This window comes from Agarivorans aestuarii (assembly GCF_019670125.1).
Lineage (GTDB): Bacteria > Pseudomonadota > Gammaproteobacteria > Enterobacterales > Celerinatantimonadaceae > Agarivorans > Agarivorans aestuarii.
Map to the genome: position 1 here is coordinate 4,511,873 of NZ_AP023033.1, position 17,269 is coordinate 4,529,141.

The 17,269-nt window shown below is 41.3% G+C and carries 15 protein-coding genes and 1 pseudogene; 10 read left to right on the plus strand and 6 right to left on the minus strand.

The genetic code is table 11. The features are described from left to right. The first annotated feature begins 84 nt into the window (after positions 1-84). Both K5609_RS20855 and K5609_RS20860 read left to right on the plus strand, forming a co-directional pair. Positions 85-1,869, plus strand: a complete 1,785-nt coding sequence (locus K5609_RS20855) for a bifunctional glycosyltransferase family 4 protein/polysaccharide deacetylase (protein WP_221075305.1) — start codon at positions 85-87, stop codon at positions 1,867-1,869. Continuing rightward, the gene (locus K5609_RS20860; RefSeq protein WP_221075306.1) at positions 1,869-2,711 is read left to right on the plus strand and encodes a glycosyltransferase; all 843 of its coding nucleotides are present in this window, start codon (positions 1,869-1,871) and stop codon (positions 2,709-2,711) included. Before K5609_RS20855 ends, K5609_RS20860 begins: the two co-directional genes overlap by 1 nt. 23 nt (positions 2,712-2,734) lie before the next feature. On the opposite strand, the gene K5609_RS20865 is transcribed toward K5609_RS20860, so the two are convergent. Then, on the minus strand, positions 2,735-3,841 hold the full coding sequence (locus tag K5609_RS20865; RefSeq protein WP_221075307.1) for a glycosyltransferase family 9 protein: 1,107 nt from the start codon (positions 3,839-3,841) through the stop codon (positions 2,735-2,737). A 162-nt stretch (positions 3,842-4,003) separates the two neighbouring features. On the opposite strand from K5609_RS20865, the gene K5609_RS20870 reads away from it, so the two are divergent. Continuing rightward, entirely contained in the window at positions 4,004-4,963 is a 960-nt protein-coding gene (locus tag K5609_RS20870) for a WaaS/CpsH family glycosyltransferase (protein WP_221075308.1), read from the plus strand. Between the two features lie 221 nt (positions 4,964-5,184). Here the strand turns inward: K5609_RS20870 and K5609_RS20875 are convergent, their stop codons facing one another. Next, complete coding sequence (locus tag K5609_RS20875; RefSeq protein WP_221075309.1) at positions 5,185-6,540, minus strand: glycosyltransferase family protein; 1,356 nt, start codon at positions 6,538-6,540, stop codon at positions 5,185-5,187. 266 nt (positions 6,541-6,806) lie between these two features. On the opposite strand from K5609_RS20875, the pseudogene K5609_RS20880 reads away from it, so the two are divergent. Together K5609_RS20880 and rffA are read left to right on the plus strand one after the other, a co-directional pair. Continuing rightward, positions 6,807-7,201: pseudogene (locus K5609_RS20880) on the plus strand (IS5 family transposase); the annotation flags it as partial. A 375-nt stretch (positions 7,202-7,576) separates the two neighbouring features. After that, positions 7,577-8,758, plus strand: coding sequence for a dTDP-4-amino-4,6-dideoxygalactose transaminase (gene rffA / locus K5609_RS20885; RefSeq protein ID WP_221075310.1), 1,182 nt, complete (start codon positions 7,577-7,579; stop codon positions 8,756-8,758). Here rffA and K5609_RS20890 read toward each other — a convergent pair. The 4 genes from K5609_RS20890 to K5609_RS20905 form a co-directional block, all read right to left on the minus strand. After that, entirely contained in the window at positions 8,755-9,339 is a 585-nt protein-coding gene (locus K5609_RS20890) for an acyltransferase (RefSeq protein ID WP_221075311.1), read from the minus strand. The two genes, rffA and K5609_RS20890, sit on opposite strands and share 4 nt — an antisense overlap. Before the next feature lie 60 nt (positions 9,340-9,399). Further along, positions 9,400-10,425 carry an L-threonine 3-dehydrogenase gene (tdh, locus tag K5609_RS20895; protein WP_221077327.1) on the minus strand — a complete coding sequence of 342 codons (1,026 nt, stop codon included), beginning with the start codon at positions 10,423-10,425 and terminating at the stop codon, positions 9,400-9,402. A gap of 2 nt (positions 10,426-10,427) precedes the next feature. Next, positions 10,428-11,621 carry a glycine C-acetyltransferase gene (locus K5609_RS20900; protein WP_221075312.1) on the minus strand — a complete coding sequence of 398 codons (1,194 nt, stop codon included), beginning with the start codon at positions 11,619-11,621 and terminating at the stop codon, positions 10,428-10,430. An 82-nt stretch (positions 11,622-11,703) separates the two neighbouring features. Beyond that, positions 11,704-12,348 (minus strand): TetR/AcrR family transcriptional regulator, encoded by a 645-nt coding sequence (locus K5609_RS20905; RefSeq protein WP_221075313.1) that lies wholly within the window; start codon positions 12,346-12,348, stop codon positions 11,704-11,706. Positions 12,349-12,504: 156 nt separating this feature from the next. Here K5609_RS20905 and rfaD point away from each other — a divergent pair, with 156 nt between their 5' ends. The 5 genes from rfaD to K5609_RS20930 are packed head-to-tail and all read left to right on the plus strand — an operon-like array spanning position 12,505 to position 17,269. Next, positions 12,505-13,461 carry an ADP-glyceromanno-heptose 6-epimerase gene (rfaD, locus tag K5609_RS20910; RefSeq protein WP_221075314.1) on the plus strand — a complete coding sequence of 319 codons (957 nt, stop codon included), beginning with the start codon at positions 12,505-12,507 and terminating at the stop codon, positions 13,459-13,461. Between the two features lie 49 nt (positions 13,462-13,510). Then, entirely contained in the window at positions 13,511-14,542 is a 1,032-nt protein-coding gene (waaF, locus tag K5609_RS20915) for a lipopolysaccharide heptosyltransferase II (RefSeq protein ID WP_221075315.1), read from the plus strand. A 36-nt stretch (positions 14,543-14,578) separates the two neighbouring features. Next, complete coding sequence (locus K5609_RS20920) at positions 14,579-15,511, plus strand: glycosyltransferase family 2 protein (protein ID WP_221075316.1); 933 nt, start codon at positions 14,579-14,581, stop codon at positions 15,509-15,511. Between the two features lie 3 nt (positions 15,512-15,514). Then, complete coding sequence (locus tag K5609_RS20925) at positions 15,515-15,910, plus strand: GtrA family protein (RefSeq protein WP_246611911.1); 396 nt, start codon at positions 15,515-15,517, stop codon at positions 15,908-15,910. Between the two features lie 30 nt (positions 15,911-15,940). After that, positions 15,941-17,269 (plus strand): 3-deoxy-D-manno-octulosonic acid transferase, encoded by a 1,329-nt coding sequence (locus K5609_RS20930; protein ID WP_221075318.1) that lies wholly within the window; start codon positions 15,941-15,943, stop codon positions 17,267-17,269.

The following is a 17,269-nucleotide window of genomic DNA, read 5'->3' on the forward strand; positions in this document are numbered from 1 at the left end:
TATAGACCTTGACACTATCACTAGGCGTAGCCAAGTCACTTCTGTAGAATATGTTACCAAATTGCAGCAAGGTCTATCATATTTATGAATATTTTGATGGCTCTATCACAACTCGAAGTGACTGGAGCCGAAGTCTACGCTACCCAAGTTGGCGATCGACTCACTCAACGGGGTCATCAAGTATTTTATGTATCAGATACCTTAAGTTGCCCACATCAAGGTCAACACTTTCGCTTGCGCTTCAACAAACGTAGTCTTCCTCGCAGAGTATGGCACGTATTGTATCTTATCTATCTAATTCTTCGATATAAAATTCAACTGGTACATGCACATAGCCGTGCTTCTGGGTGGTCTTCTTATGTCGCCTGTAAGCTAACTAATACGCCAATGGTCACCAGCGTACACGGTCGCCAACCGGTGCATCGTTCACGTAAAAAATTTCACGCTCTGGGTTATCATGCTGTCGCAGTATGCGAAAACATCGCTCAGCAAATTATTCGCGACTTAGGTGTGCCTAGCGAGCAAGTTAGCGTGGTACGCAATGGTGTTGACAGCCAACAGTTTTCTCCGCTCCCAGCTGCCAATAACGATAAACCCCTTATTCAAATCATCGGGCGATTAACCGGCCCCAAAGGCGAGTTAGTTTATCAACTATTGAACCAATGTATTGATTTAGACGCTAACCAAGTACAAGTGATTAGCGGTAGTAAAGTAGACACTCGCTTTGCTGAGTTTGAAGATAAGGTAGAGTTTTGCGGATACAGCGACAACATCCGCGCTACCATTGCTCAAGCTGACTTAATAATTGGAGCCGGGCGTGTAGCTATGGAAGCCTTGCTATGCAAAAAACCAGTATTTGCAGTGGGTGAGGCTAAAGCTCTTGGCTACATTAGCTTAAATAACCTACCAGCGGCTCTTGCCAGTAACTTTGGTGATGTGGCTGATGATGGCAAAACAGAATTAGATATTGATTACTCAAACTTGGCTGAGCAATTAGCTAGCTTTGGTGAGCAGCATCAAGTAAGCAAGCAACTGGTAGCAGCAATAAAAGCTGAGTACGATTTAGATGCAATATGCCAGAAGCTATTAGATACCTACCAAAGTGCTTACGTATATACCAAACAACGAGAAATCCCGATTATCATGTACCACCGAGTCACCCAAGATGATAATCAAAAGGGAGCCTATGGCACTTACGTAACAGTTGAGCGCTTAGAAGAGCATTTTCAAACTATTAAACACATGGGCTTAACCCCAATCACTTTTAGTGAGTTAGACAAGATAGGCCTAGAACATCGTTTTAATCACGGTAAGCGCTATATCATTCTCACCTTCGACGACGGTTATCAGGATAACTTCGACCTGTTGTTACCCTTACTGAAGGAGTATCAGTTCAAAGCGGTTATTTATGCTGTCACTGGCACCGATCATAATCGCTGGGATGTTGAACACCCAACTAAACCTGACCAACGTTTTGAGCTAATGAGCCATCAAACTATGCGCGGCATTGATCAAAGTGGCTATGTTGAAATCGGTGGACATACGCTTAATCACCCCAAGCTAGCAGAGCTAGATGAAAATGATCAACAAAAAGAAATCGAACAAAACAAAGCTGAGCTAGAAAACCTATTGGGTAGAGAGCTAACCACCTTTGCTTACCCCTATGGCAACCACAATCAGCAAACCAAACAGCTAGCCAAGCAAGCTGGCTATACTTACACAGTGGCTACAGATTCTGGCCCAGTAGGCATGCACCAAGATTTGCAGCAAATTCGCCGAATTGTAATGTTCCCCAGCACCACTAAGTTTGGCTTGTGGAGAAAGATCAAAGGCAATTACACCTATAAAAAAGCAATCAAGGCAAATTGATGAGTAAAAATAACGTTCTTAAAGCCTCAGTCGTCATCGCCTTTTACAATAATATTAAGGCTTTGAAGTTGGTTCTCCGTGCATTGGAAACACAAAGCATCGCGGATTTTGAGGTAGTGATTGCAGACGATGGCTCTAACAGCACAACTGTGGAGCAATTAGAAATGCTGCAACAAAATAGCCACTTACAGATTCAACATGTTTGGCACGAAGACAAAGGCTTTCGAAAAAATCGATGCCTGAATTTAGCCGTACAGGCAGCTAAAAATGAATACCTAATCTTCATTGATGGTGACTGCGTGCCGCAAACTCATTTCGTAGAAGACCACTTGAGTGAAGCTCAGTTAGGCCGTTGTTTAAATGGCCGTCGTGCTGATTTATCGCCCCAAATGACCCGTAAACTTTTTGATTCCACAAAACCGGCTAGCTTCGTACGTGACAACTTTGCCTTCATTATTTTTACCTACCTACTTGGCCAAGGGAAAAATATAGAGAAAGGCTTTAGAATTTCATCTAATACGCTTCGCCGTTACCTACAAAAATCTAATAAGGGAATTGTCGGGTGCAACTTTTCCTTGTTCAAAAAGGATTTACTCTCTATCAACGGTTTTGATCAACGCTATGAAGCTGCCGGAACGGGCGAAGATAGTGACGTAGAATTTAGACTAAGGTTAAAAGGTATAGTTATTCACCCTTTGTTTTACAAAGCTACTCAAGTTCACCTTTATCACCAAGAACTGCCGCGTTCTACTAAAAATGATTTTTTATTCAAAAAGATACAACAAGAGCGACAGGCATGGACAACATTCGGGATTGTTAAATCATCAGACAACTGTTCTTAAAAAGCGGCTAAACTAAGAAAAGTTCAACCAACGCTTCCGCAGGAATCTTCTCCTAATAACTTAGAACAAGATTGCAACAACTGCGCAGTATCAAACTCGCCTATATTCACTTCTTCTGCATTATTAACGGCAGCTCTAGTAAATATAGACTCTGTTGGTTGATAGTTAGGTGACCACATAGCAAAATTAGCGGGTTCTTGGCGATAAATAGCCACCATTGGAACTTCAAAGCAGCGAGCTAAATGTACTGTAGCCGTGTCTACACTGATAAATAGCTTACTATGCTTTATCAGAGCTGCGTTTTGCTGTATAGACTCCGTATTCTTTATACAAAAAACGTTATCCAAAGCACTAGTAACAGTGCTGACTAGGCTTTGAGAAACTGGAGAAGCCAATACAATTATTGGGTAGCTGGGAAAATACTCCTTTAAAGCTAATAACACTTCTATCAAGCGAGATTTAGTAAAAGAGCGTTTATGAGTATTACCAAATCCATTGATAGCAATATACTTCCCTTTTTTGCTACCCAAAAAATCCAATACGCTTTGCTCAACCATTTCTGGCAGATTAAATCGGTAACTAAAATCACTAATAGTAAAGCCTAGTTGATTCGCGGCTTCGACAAAATACTGTTGACTATGCTTGCCAGCAACTTGCTGAGCGATATTGTAATTGATTAAACGAACACTTTTAGCTACCCCAATATTGGCCTTAGCCTTTAAGCAACGTAACATCAAAAAATCTCTCGCCTTCATCACCTCTGGTAGAAAAATCACAGCGTCGTAGGTTGGTACTTGACGAAGCAGGCGCTTAACCTGCCATAGTTTAGGTCGCTTAGGATACTCGTGCACAAAATCTATATAAGGATCTGTATCAAACAACTTTTTCGAGTTAGAAGTGCACAGCACTCCTAATTTAATGCCGGGCTGCTGCCTTTTGATTTCTCTATACACAAATGAAGAGACAATACTATCGCCAATTTTTCCATCGCCGCGAACAAATAAGATACTAGCGACAGTAGTAAGATCTTTTGTAGATGGCGATTTATCAAAAAGAAATCTACCCAGAGTGAAATTTACTTTATCTCTAAAACGAAAAAGCCTTCCCAATATGTTGTCTTTAATCAGCACAAACGTTCCTAGTAAATAATTTTCCTATATACTACTTCATTAACAAGCAGCTTGACACTAAGACGCTCAGACACCTAAATTCGCCAAGTGTCAGCTCGCCGAAACCAAGCCTTAAGGCACAGTAAGCAATTATATTAATTGGTAAAAAACAAAGAACCCCTTATGAAAATACTGTTTATAAGCACCGACTGGACAGGTCTAGCAAGACCAGTTGCCGATGAATTAAGTAGGCAAGGGCATGATGTAGCTTATCTAGACCACTCCGAAATAAGTCATTTTGCCTACAAAAGCAGCACGCACCGGGCACTAACAAAGCTGCTGGACCTGTTCAGAAAAAGAAAATATAAACACGTAAAAACTGAGCAGAATATCGCTTACGAACTTACCAGATTTTTTTGCGGCCAGAATTTCGATTTAGCCATATTTACCAACCCAGATATTTTTGTTGAAGAACACTTCAAAATAATCAGAACGCATATACCTAGGCTTCATTTAATGCTGTGGGACAGTTTGGGCAGAATGCCCCAAAATCGAGAAAAGCTACCTTACTTCGATAAAGTATTTAGCTTTGATCCTATTGATGTGGCAACGCATAACCTAGAAAACACAACCAATTACTACCGACGTGATCAGCTTCCTTTAAGCACTAATAGTTATCTTTACGATGTATTTTGCATTATGAGTTTTTGCAAACAACGATACCCAATACTCGTGAAATTTCTCGACAATAATCCAAATTTAAACTGTAAAATATTGCTTTATATTGACCACCCAAGAAAGCGAAAATACATAAAACACCCTAAAATAGAAATTATCGAAGAGCCCATTTTAAATGAGAAATTGCTGCCTTATGTAAGGCAAAGTCGGTGTATTCTAGATATTGGTTACGAGAACCAGCGAGGTTTATCCTTTAGGGTACTAGAAGCATTAGCCTGGGAAAGGAAGCTGATTACCACCAATACAGAAATTAGTAAGCAAGATTTTTACAATAGAGATAATATTCATATTTGGAATGAGAAAACTTCACTCTCCAGTAAATTCATTGAAAGTGATTACAATATAGTCCCACCGAATATAAAGCAGAAATACCGCATAGACAACGTTGCAAAAAAACTTATCTAAGAGCACTGATAAAAATTAAGCATTTAAAAAAACACCCAATAAAGGTTATAACATTTACCATTCAGCATACTAAATGCTTTATCATTCCCAATATTCACCCTGCAATAAAGTTAAAACTTTTAAGTTCAATAAACTCTTTACTTCGAAAAGATAGAAATCCGGCTTGAAAACTAAAAACATCGAAGCTACACATTAACCCTGGGAGAATTCAAATTAAAACCTTAATGATTTTTAAATAACCCTTCAATTGGCACGCTCCCTTCTGTTAATCTAGGAACCACCCAAGATTTAAAGCCATCAGTGTCTCTAACCAAATTTAAATAGATTTCTTTAACAACCGAAAACTCATTATTTTCAAGATAGTGTTGGTAGTTTTCTTCAACCACTTTCGAAACCTCACCTGGGTTATTCAATAGAAACTCAACTCCAATTAACATTTCATCAATGGTGTCAAAAGCATAACGATAATTATCAGGAAGATACTCTTCAAAGGAATAAAGGCTATTTTTTGTAGATTTTTTAATAACGGTTGGTTTTCTATTTCTCATCATATCTATATGTGTTAATGCGCTTCCCAATGGAAAGCTATCTATAAACAAATCACAACTTTGAAACAAATCATCAAATTCATTAACCATGGATTTTAACAGGAATCGAGACCGAGCTTCTGGCTCATCGACAAAAACTTCATTTAAAACTTCTAGTTGCTTATCGGTTAGGTTAGATATAAGCAAATGCTTTAAGTTAGAATTTCTAACTAAAAGACTTTTAATAAGATATAAATATTGATTACTATCATCAGAAAATATTTTATGGTTGTCAAACCCGCTCAAAGTTAATTTCTCGCCAGCTTTAACCCCTAACTGACTACGAACATCCTGCTGTTGCACCTCATCAATATAGGTTGTATTATTTTTAGCTATGGATTGAAGCGGTATTTTTGTGGTTTTAGTAATATTACAAAAATGTTGGGTGATATAAACTGCCGGAATCCTAAAGTTCAGAATCAAATCTGATTGACTCATGGCCAAATTAGGCGAGTGATCAGCATGATTATAAAATATTATTTTTCTATCACGCTTTAGAAGTGCGATAACCGAAGATGCAAGCAAATCATCAGAATGTGTAAAGACAAAAACTGTATCACAGCAAGAATTATATATCTTGCCATACAATGAATTGATATTATCGGTAAATTTCATTCTTTCATAATTAACACCGTCAACTGATGCAACCTCATCTAACTCTTTTTGCCTAAAAGGCGCTTGCTCTTTAGATTTAGAAAGATGAGTAAAAAAACAATGCACACTAAAATCATCTTTCAATGAGCGAGCTAAATTTACTAAAATCGGACTGTGTCCTCCTCTGTCATAAATTTCCGTAGCCAATATAGCGACAGAGCCTGAATTCTTTACTCTACCTTCACTCAAAACATCCGTTTCTTTTAATCTCTTAACGGCTAACTTCTCTAAAACATTATCAATAGGCGACAAATCAAATTTTTTATTACTCCTAAAAAACTTCAACTTTTTTTTAATAAGCTTCAACTGAAAACCAGTAATTAAATCGATCAACATAATATAAGAACCTAAAAATAGTTTTATACAAAATAAAACCTGAAACACATCAATCTAGACTTTAATATACTTCAAGCCATGTGTTCAACCCAACAAAATAGTATAAGACACTAGAGAAAAGACCAGATTTCAAAACGTGCTTATGATAACAGATTGGGAGGGCGTTGTTGCTTAAATAAGGTGAACCTTTTAGCCTCTCGGCGATGTGATCGTTAAGTCACAATAGCCAGGTCGTATCATGGGTAAAGCAAAAAGCAAAAAGCAACATCGTCAACTGGAAGCAATACAACAAGGCCTTAACCCAGCGAGGCTCAATAACCTTTTGGCTGGATAACGCTGCAAAAACACAATGGCCCCACAGGGCGCCGCGGCCGCAGCAATACCTACAGTGATAAAGCCATTAGTACCGCTTTGATGATAAAAGGTGTATTTAAGCTTGCTCTTCGTGCCTTGGAAAGTTTTATTAACTTCAGTATTCCAACTGATGGATGTAGGCTTTAAGTCACCTGACTACAGCTGTATTAGCAAGCAAGCGCAAACAGTGAAAGTGAATTATCGACCTCCCAGTCATGGCCCTGTTAGGCACATCGTGATTGATTTAACGGGCTTAAAGATGTTTGGCGAAGGAGAATGGAAGGTGCGTAAGCACGGTAAAGAAAAAACGCCGCTTACTGGGAGGAAGGCCATGCACCGCTACAAGCAGCTGACGTGTGATAAGTTGAGCTTACGTAATTACAACGCCCAAGCGGGTGAAATGATGGCAAGTGTCAATGCGTTAAACAAAAAAGACTAGGCTAGTTATGCCTATTCGTCAGGTAACTGGCTAAATAAAGTAAGAGCCTAGAATAACTGCACCTTGGACTTGATCAACAAGGCCGATTGGGAGATGTACTGCATAAAGTCAGCATTCTCCAACAAGTTAGTTCAAGGAATGTAATCTCATTTACCTTAAGCGTGAAGCCGACTAAATTAGTCTCCCAGGCTGTTGGACACGAAGTCAGTTAGATTTCATAGCAAATTCACGTCACATGTTATAATGCAAAATATAGAAAAAACCTTTTGGACAATGATGAATATTAAGTTTAATACTCCTTACATTTCAGGAAAAGAGCTCTACTACATTGCGCAAGCTGTAATGGGAGGCTACTCTGCTGGGGACGGACCTTTTGGTAAGCGCTGCGAGGAGCGCTTAAATCAGCTAATGCATATTAAAAATAGCGTCCTGCTTACAACCTCATGCACTTCAGCAATGGAGATTGCCGCATTAGACCTTAATTTGTCCAGTCAAGACGAGTTTATTCTTCCATCTTATACTTTTGTATCGACAGCAAATGCCTTTTGCCTACGAGGCGCTAAACCCATTTTTGCTGATATAGATCCACTAACTTTAAATATCGATTTAGATCATGTAGATAGCTTAGTAACCTCTGCAACTAAGGCCCTAGTACCGGTACATTACGCAGGTATTAGTTGCAACATGGATCGATTAATGTCGATTGGTCAGCTAGCCAATATCCCAATTGTTGAAGATGCGGCACAAGCTATAGGATCTAGCTACAACGGACAGCCATTAGGCACCTTCGGTGACTACGCTGCTTTTAGTTTTCATGAAACCAAAAATATTATTTGTGGAGAAGGTGGAGCTCTAGTTTGTAAAAGCCAAAAACACAAAGAAGCTAGTGAGGTCATTCGTGAAAAAGGTACAAATAGAGCTCAATTCTTTAGAGGACAAGTAGACAAATACACCTGGACTTCTATCGGATCGTCATACGTACTATCCGACCTCTCAGCTGCTTTTTTGTTTGCCCAATTGGAAAATTTTGAAGAAATACAACAACGCAGAATGGCTGTTTATAATTACTATGCTGAGCATTTAGCAATACTCGAAGAAAAAGGCCTAGCAAAACTACCTCATATTCCCGATTACAATTGCCATAATGGGCATATTTTTTACTTGTTGTTAGAAGACTTAGACACTCGACAGCGGCTGATTAGCTTTCTAAAAGATAAAGGTATCATGTCGGTGTTTCACTATGTGCCACTCCACTCATCACCGATGGGAGAGTCTTTCGGCTACAAAAAAGGCATGCTACCAATTACAGAAAAAGTGAGTGATACCCTATTGAGATTACCGCTATGCTCTGCTTATGATGAAGAGGTTGCCCAACTAGTATCAGGTAGTATTTTAGAGTTCTTTGGAATTAATAAAAGCGCCTAAGACGTATTTTTCTTGTTTGAAAATGTCGAATCATTTTCAAACATGTCTACTAATTTGAGTAAATTAGTACTTCTCTGTTTTATCCGTTTTGCAGGAGTTCCAACGTAAACTCCCCATGGAGCTGTTGACTTAGTAACTAATGAAGAAGCTCCTACCGAGCACCCTTCAGCTAAGTCAACTCCTGGCAGGATTACGCTATTCGCACCTACAACAACATGCTTTGACAAAGTCACTTTGGCGAACAATTCATTTTTGTATTTTTTAGGTATCAGGGAGTTAACCATAGTTTCACCACTATAGTCATCAGACTGAGCAAAAACCTTCACTCCGTAAGCTAAAGTACAATAATCAGCAAGGCTTACCCCTACGCTTCCTCCTGCTACAAGGCACATTGGGGTGATATGACAATTCTTACCTATATAAACGACACCAGAAATAAGACAAAAGTCATCAATTCGACTGTTGTCACCTATCTCGATAAGATGAGGATCGTAAATAGCAGCTTTATCACTGACTTTTACATTTTCACCTAAAGCCTTAAATTGCATCTCAGACAACTGGAGCTCACTCAAATACGCCATTGCACCTCCTCTAGCACGTAATTAGCACCTAAAAAGTGCATTAACTCAAAAGGAAAAAGCCTAACGCCAATCCAAAATAACTTTGCCACTTTGTCCTGAGCGCATCGCATCAAAACCTTGCTGAAAATCGTCAACACTATAATGATGGGTAATAATTGGGCTTAAATCGAGGCCAGATTGTACCAAAGATGCCATTTTATACCATGTTTCAAACATTTCTCTGCCATAGATGCCTTTAATCACCAAGCCTTTAAAAATAACTTGGCTCCAATCAATGCCCATATCGCTAGGGGGAATACCCAACATTGCAACCTTACCACCATGGTTCATCAGCTCTAACATAGAGCTAAAAGCGCTGGGCACACCCGACATTTCTAGGCCTACATCAAAGCCTTCAGTCATGTTGAGTTCGCTCATGGTATCTTTCAACGATTGCTTGGCAACATTAACTACCCGAGTTGCTCCCATTTTTTGGGCTAGGTCCAAGCGGTAGTCATTTACATCCGTTACCACCACATGGCGCGCACCAACGTGCTTACAAATAGCCGCAGCCATTACACCAATAGGGCCGGCACCGGTAATCAATACATCCTCACCCACTAAATCAAACGACAAGGCACTGTGAACTGCGTTACCAAAAGGGTCGAAAATAGCAGCTAAGTCGTCACTAATCTCGTCGGGTAGTTTAAAAGCGTTAACTGCAGGAATAACCAAGTATTTTGAAAAACAACCAGTACGATTTACGCCAACTCCAACGGTATTGCGGCACAAATGAGTACGCCCGCCCCGACAGTTTCGGCAATGGCCACAGGTAATGTGCCCTTCACCAGAGACTCTATCACCCACCGAAAAGCCACGTACTTCTTGGCCAATATCTACAACTTCTCCCGCATATTCATGACCAATGACCATGGGGACTGGAATAGTCTTTTGTGACCACTCATCCCAGTTATAGATGTGTACGTCGGTACCACAAATAGCGGTTTTGTTTATTTTAATCAGAAGGTCGTTGTGACCGAGCTCAGGCATCTCAACCTGGGTCATCCAAATTCCAGGCTCTGTTTTTAGCTTTGCTAAGGCTTTAATGCTCATTCAATCACCCCCAACTCTTTACCTACTTCTGTGAAGGCTGAAACAGCATGTTCTAGTTGCTCGCTTGTATGCGCTGCTGAAATTTGCGTACGGATCCTTGCTTGGCCTTTAGGTACCACAGGGAAAGAAAAACCAATCACGTAAATACCGCGCTCGAGTAATTTGTCGGCAAAGGTGCTTGCCAGTTTAGCGTCACCTAACATCACAGGAATGATGGCATGGTCTGCGCCCGCTAAGATAAAGCCCGCTTGGCTCATCTCGTTTCTGAAGTATTCGACGTTATCCCACAGCTGTTTACGCAGAGCATCTCCTTCAGCGAGTAATTCCAATACTTTAAGAGACGCACTAACAATGGCCGGCGCCAGCGAGTTAGAAAAGAGGTAAGGACGCGAACGTTGACGCAACCAATCAATCACTTCTTTTTTGGCTGAAGTAAAACCACCAGAAGCACCGCCCATGGCTTTACCTAAGGTGCCGGTAATAATGTCTACTCGCTGCATAACTTGATGATACTCGTGAGTGCCGCGTCCATGCTCACCTACAAAGCCAACGGCGTGAGAATCGTCAACCATCACCATGGCATCATACTTATCAGCTAAATCACAAATTCCTGGCAAGTTGGCTATCACGCCGTCCATCGAGAACACGCCATCGGTGGCAATCAGCTTAAAACGCACTCCCGCTTCATCGGCGGCTTTTAAGCATTGCTCCAGCTCTGCTAAGTCGTTATTGGCATAACGAAAACGCTTTGCTTTGCACAAACGAACACCATCAATAATCGAAGCATGGTTTAGTGCATCAGAGATAATCGCATCCTCTGGACCCAATAAGGTTTCAAAAAGCCCAGCGTTGGCATCAAAGCAAGAAGAATACAAAATCGTATCTTCCATACCCAGAAACTCACTCAAGCCTTGCTCTAAACGTTTGTGAATATCTTGAGTACCACAAATAAAACGCACCGAAGCAGCACCAAAGCCGTGGCTATCTAAACCCGATTTGGCTGCCTCAATAAGAGCAGGGGAATTGGCTAAACCCAAGTAATTGTTAGCACAAAAGTTAACAACTTGGCCTTGTTCTACAGCGATAGCGGCTTGCTGTTGCGAGTTGATTACTCGCTCATGCTTATATAAACCGTCATCTTTTACTTGTTGTAAGAGCTGAGAAATGTGTGCTGAGAAAGCGGCTGTCATGGCAAACCCTATTTAAATCCAGAATAATAGCTGAATTATAGTGTTTTATTTGGCAAATACAGCCTTAAATCTAAATTAAAAACTATTCACTGCGTTCAGCACATTTTACGTAATGTTGATGCAAATCTTGATAGATGTTTTGAGACTCATCAGTAAAGTATGGGCGCAAGGTAAACAAGATTTTAAGCACCCCTTGATACAACCGAGGTTTGGTGATTTCGCCACCTTTTAGTTGAGCACTTTGGTAGCCAATCCAAGCACCAATAATAAACTTAACGCTGTCGGCTAACTCAGCCATTGTTGCATCGTCACCACTTAGAAAGCGACTCTCGCGCAACTGAAAGAGAATATCACGGCTCCAATTAGCGAGTTCTAACTGCAAGGCTTGGTATTTCTGTTCTAGTTCAGGATCTCGCGCCAACAGATCTAACAAGTTGGCGTACATAAAACGAAAACGCCACATTAGCTCAAAGCTAGCATCCAAGTACTGCGTCAAGTGTTCTAGGCTTAACCGTTGATCAGCATGAGGACGAAAGCTGCTTTCTAACTGAGCCACGTATAAATCGAAAATGCTGCGGATAATTTCTTGTTTGTTACTAAAATGGTAGTAAAGATTCCCAGGGCTAATGCCCAGCTCGGCGGCGATATGATTGGTAGTGATTTGTCTTTCGCCGCGCTCGTTGAAGAGTTTGAGAGAAGTATGAATTATTTTGTCTTTAGTTTTCATTTGGCTAAAAAGTTCTCAATGATATTACGTTGATACCTGCAAACGCTGCCAAAATCCAGTTTTTATTGGCTAGATTCAACTGGAGGCACAATTGCTATTCCCCTCGCCACAGCATAAAATCCTTAGATTAACGGCAATTTTTGGAATGGCAGTATTATGATTATCGTAACAGGTGGCGCAGGCTTTATTGGCGCAAACATTGTAAAAAGTCTCAATGAACAAGGCCATAATGACATCATTGTGGTTGACGACCTCAAAGACGGCACCAAATTCGTCAATTTAGTTGACCTAGAAATCGCTGACTACCTCGATAAAGACGACTTCATAGCCCGTATTGTTTCTGGCGAAGATATTGGCGCTGAATACGGCCAAAAAATTGAAGCCATTTTCCATGAGGGCGCTTGCTCTGCCACCACTGAGTGGGACGGCAAGTACATGATGGAAAACAACTACGAGTACTCAAAAGAGCTATTGCATTACTGCTTAGACCGTCGCATTCCGTTCTTATATGCCTCGTCTGCTGCCACTTATGGTGACACAGAGATCTTCAAAGAAGAAAAGCAATACGAAGGCCCACTTAATGTATATGGTTATTCAAAACTGCAGTTTGATAATTACGTGCGCCGTTTGTTACCCGAAATTGACTCTCAAGTAGTTGGCTTTCGTTACTTCAACGTATATGGCCCTCGCGAGCAACACAAAGGCAGCATGGCCAGTGTGGCTTTCCACCTAAATAACCAAGTAAATGATGGGCAAAACCCTAAATTATTTGAAGGTTATGACGGCTATGGCAACGGCGGACAAAGCCGAGACTTTGTTTACGTTGGCGACGTGGTAAAAGTAAACCTATGGTTTTGGAAAAACCCGAACCAAAGCGGTATTTTCAACCTAGGTACAGGCCAAGCAGAACCTTTCCGTGCGGTGGCTGAAGCGGTAATCAACTATCACCAAAAAGGTGAAATTGAGTACATTCCATTCCCTGATCACCTAAAAGGTCGTTATCAAAGCTTTACCCAAGCAAATATCGACAAGCTACGCGCTGCCGGTTACGCAGAACCATTTAAAGATGTTGCTCAAGGGGTCGCTGAATACATGGCCTGGCTAAACAAGTAACAAAAAAATACTCAAGGGGCGACAAGCCCCTTTTTAACATAGGTTATGAATGAAGATTCTGGTGGTAGGCCCATCTTGGGTAGGCGACATGGTAATGTCGCAAAGCTTGTACAAAACCCTTAAACAACTGCACCCAAAAGCGCAATTGGATGTACTAGCGCCAGACTGGTGCCGCCCCATGCTAGAGCGGATGCCCGAAGTAGACAATGCACTGCGCATGCCCCTAGGCCACGGTGATTTGCAGCTGACAACACGTTGGAAGTTAGCCCGTGAGCTCAAACAAAACGGCTATGATTGGGCTATTACCCAGCCCAACTCCTTAAAATCAGCATTAATTCCTTGGTTTGCAGGCATTAAGCAACGTACTGGTTGGAAGGGGGAGAGCCGCTACGGCCTGCTTAACGATTTGCGCAGCAACAAACACGATTTCCCCTTAATGGTGGAGCGTTACGTTTCCTTGGCTCATCCTAAAGCGTCGATGCAATCAGCAACTGATCTACCCACTTATCTGCACCCTCAGCTACAAGCCAACCAAGCGAATCAACAAGAGGCTTTAACTCAGCTTGCATTAAACACAGAGCAGCCAATATTGGCCTTATGCCCTGGCGCAGAATTTGGCCCAGCAAAGCGCTGGCCAGAGCAACACTACGCACAAGTGGCAGCCCACTGGATTAATGAACGCAAAGGTCAAGTATGGATTTTTGGCTCAGATAAAGATCAAGCCGTGGGAGCGCAAATCATTAGCCACGTACCCCAAGAGTTGCAACCATACTGCCACAACCTTGCAGGAAAAACTAAGTTAGCTGAAGCCATCGATTTAATGGCGCTAGCTACTTTGGCGGTAAGTAATGACTCAGGTTTAATGCACATCGCGGCAGCGCTAGAGTTACCATTGATCGCTATTTATGGTTCGTCTTCACCAAAATACACACCACCACTAACCGAAAATGCCGCTATCTTGCATACTGATATCGATTGTCGCCCATGTTTTAAAAAGACTTGTCAGTTCGGCCACTTAAAATGCTTAACTGAACTAGCACCAGAGCGCGCAATTTCGTCTATTGCTGATTTATTGACTTAACTACACTTACTTTATTTAACGTTGTCGAGACTCCCTATGAGCACAAAGCCTCCGGTTATATCAATAGTTTGTCCCTGCTTTAACGAGCAAGATACAGTGGGTTTATTCATCGATACCATGCTGCCAGAACTTGAAAAAACCGAGCTTAGTTTCGAAATTGTTTTTGTAAATGACGGCAGTCGCGATAACACCTTAGCCGCACTCAAAAATTTGCAAAAACAACACGCTGGAATAAGAGTCATTAATCTCGCGCGCAATTTTGGTAAGGAAGCGGCACTTACCGCAGGGATAGATTTATCTAAAGGCCAAGTGATTGTTCCCATTGATGTTGATCTACAAGATCCACCTGAGCTTATTCATGACTTCATTCGGGAGTGGAGCAATGGTTACGATGTTGTTGTAGCTAAACGTGTTGATAGAACCAGTGACAGTTTCGCCAAAAAGCTCAGTGCTGAATTGTTCTACAAATTTCACAATAAAATATCTCATGTGAAAATTCCGGAAAATGTCGGTGATTACCGGCTAATGACTCGTAGAGTTGTGTCTGCCATTCAACAAATGCCCGAAAACCAACGTTTTATGAAGGGTATGTTTTCATGGGTTGGTTTTAAAACGAAAACTGTAGAATACAAGCGAGACCCTCGAGTCGCAGGTGAAACCAGTTTTAATGGCTGGAAGCTGTGGAATTTCGCCCTAGAAGGCATTACCAGCTTTAGCACTGCTCCGCTGCGTATTTGGCTATATATCGGTTTAGCCATTTCAACACTAGCATTTGTTTATGGCAGTGCCATTGTTATCAAAACCCTAATGTTTGGTATCGACGCTCCTGGTTACGCCTCACTAATTACCATTATGCTGTTTTTAGGCGGGGTACAGCTAATTGGCTTAGGTGTGCTGGGTGAGTATATTGGCCGTTTGTTTATGGAGTCGAAACGTCGCCCTATATATATCATTGAAGATGACAACTAGACGATGGCAAAGCTCATCAACAGATTGCTTGCGTTAAGAATAGTTAGATATGGTCTCGCCGGCGGCGTGGCGACTCTTATTCACTTCAGCTTGGCGTTAATAATACTCGAACTATGGCCCTTGGCGTTTATAGTGGCCAACCTAGTGGGGTTTAGCTTAGCGTTTATCTTCTCTTACTTAGTACAAACACTGTGGGTATTTGAAAAAGAGCTGGCGATTAATAATGCACTGCGGTTTTTTGTGGTGCAATTGGGCGCATTAAGCCTATCGGTTTGGTTATCATCACAATTAACCACCTATCCAAATTTTTTAAAAGTAAGCTTAGTGATTGCATTACTACCCGCCATCACTTTTGTTATTCACCGCTTCTGGACTTTTGCGCGCGCAGAAGCCTCTTAACTCTATTAACTCAAAAAAATGAACTCAACCGTGTCCCTAAATCAAACCATCGAAAAACACTTTAACAGCATATATTGGCTAGTACTTATCACTGCGGTTACGCTGTCGTTGATTTACGCTTCAAACCAAATATTAACTGGCGACCAATTTCAAATGCTCGTTAAGGGCTACTTAGGGGCCTACCAAGACAACTGGCTGAGCTACGGTAATGCTGCCAGTGTAGTGGGTAACGTTCCCGGCTCTTTATCAACCTACATTGTTGGCATCCCTTTGCTACTATGGGATTCTGCATGGGCGCCTATGTTGCTGCTGCTCGCATTGCGAGTTGCTTCGTTCCTATTATTCGATATAGTCATTAAGCAAACTTTTAGCCCCACAGTAAGGCTAAGTTTTTTAGTACTCTACCTGCTTAACCCTTGGTTCCTATATGATAGCTTGATTTACAACCCTGCTTACTTATGCTTCTTTGCTGCGCTGCATTGCTGGTCAGCATTTAATATGAGCCAAAAACGATCTTTTATTTTTAGCTTTTTAAATGTCATCGCCATTGGTTTTGCTATGCAGCTACATTACTCATGGCCTATTTTGGCAGTGATGTCGGTTTACTTATTCTACCGTCGACTAATCCATGTTCATTGGCTAGGTATACTGTGCGGTTGCGCGGTCATATTTGTTTCTTTAATCCCTTACTTGATTGAGTTGCAAGCTAATGAGGCAATACAAGGGCAAGAATCTGATCGCTATATTGGCTGGGGAGGGGTGCATGTATACCCGGTGCTTAAATCGGTTCTTTATTGGTTACGCTACAGTTCATTCTTATTTTCTAACCGAATTATTACCGACGCCGAATTTTTATGGCTAACCGACATTAACTGGTTACGCATGGCTGTAGATTACCTATGGCAAGCTATTTTGTATGTAGTTGGTGGCTTAACCGTCATCGTTTCCTGGGGAATCAACCAACGCGTTTGGCGAAGAATAAAGCCACACTGGCGTTCTCGTGAACCTTTAAACCTATCCAGTCAAGATTGGTTAATGCATTATGCGTTTTCGGCTGTATTGGGGATTATTATCTCAGCGATTTTATCGCCGATTATTTTTTCATATTGGCATCTAATCATTACTTTTGGCTTTGCGCTGTTCCCAATTTTGTATCAGGCTGAACGTTGGCAAAAAAGCCAACCTAAGCGGCTAGCAAAGATCATAGTCATCATTATTGGCTATTTTTTAGTAGTCAATTTGGTCGCCAGTCATGACAGTAACAAATATTCATATAAACGCAGTTATGTAGAGCAAGAGCGCCAATACTTAATAGAAAAAGGCCTACCGGGCCAGTCACCACAAGACACTATAAGGTGA

Coding starts and splice junctions, on each gene's coding strand:
- K5609_RS20855 (WP_221075305.1), top strand. CDS start 85: ATGAATATTTTGATGGCTCTATCACAACTCGAAGTGACTGGAGCCGAA.
- K5609_RS20860 (WP_221075306.1), top strand. CDS start 1,869: ATGAGTAAAAATAACGTTCTTAAAGCCTCAGTCGTCATCGCCTTTTAC.
- K5609_RS20870 (WP_221075308.1), top strand. CDS start 4,004: ATGAAAATACTGTTTATAAGCACCGACTGGACAGGTCTAGCAAGACCA.
- K5609_RS20875 (WP_221075309.1), bottom strand. CDS start 6,540: ATGTTGATCGATTTAATTACTGGTTTTCAGTTGAAGCTTATTAAAAAA.
- rffA (WP_221075310.1), top strand. CDS start 7,577: ATGCAAAATATAGAAAAAACCTTTTGGACAATGATGAATATTAAGTTT.
- K5609_RS20890 (WP_221075311.1), bottom strand. CDS start 9,339: ATGGCGTATTTGAGTGAGCTCCAGTTGTCTGAGATGCAATTTAAGGCT.
- K5609_RS20900 (WP_221075312.1), bottom strand. CDS start 11,621: ATGACAGCCGCTTTCTCAGCACACATTTCTCAGCTCTTACAACAAGTA.
- K5609_RS20905 (WP_221075313.1), bottom strand. CDS start 12,348: ATGAAAACTAAAGACAAAATAATTCATACTTCTCTCAAACTCTTCAAC.
- rfaD (WP_221075314.1), top strand. CDS start 12,505: ATGATTATCGTAACAGGTGGCGCAGGCTTTATTGGCGCAAACATTGTA.
- waaF (WP_221075315.1), top strand. CDS start 13,511: ATGAAGATTCTGGTGGTAGGCCCATCTTGGGTAGGCGACATGGTAATG.
- K5609_RS20920 (WP_221075316.1), top strand. CDS start 14,579: ATGAGCACAAAGCCTCCGGTTATATCAATAGTTTGTCCCTGCTTTAAC.
- K5609_RS20925 (WP_246611911.1), top strand. CDS start 15,515: ATGGCAAAGCTCATCAACAGATTGCTTGCGTTAAGAATAGTTAGATAT.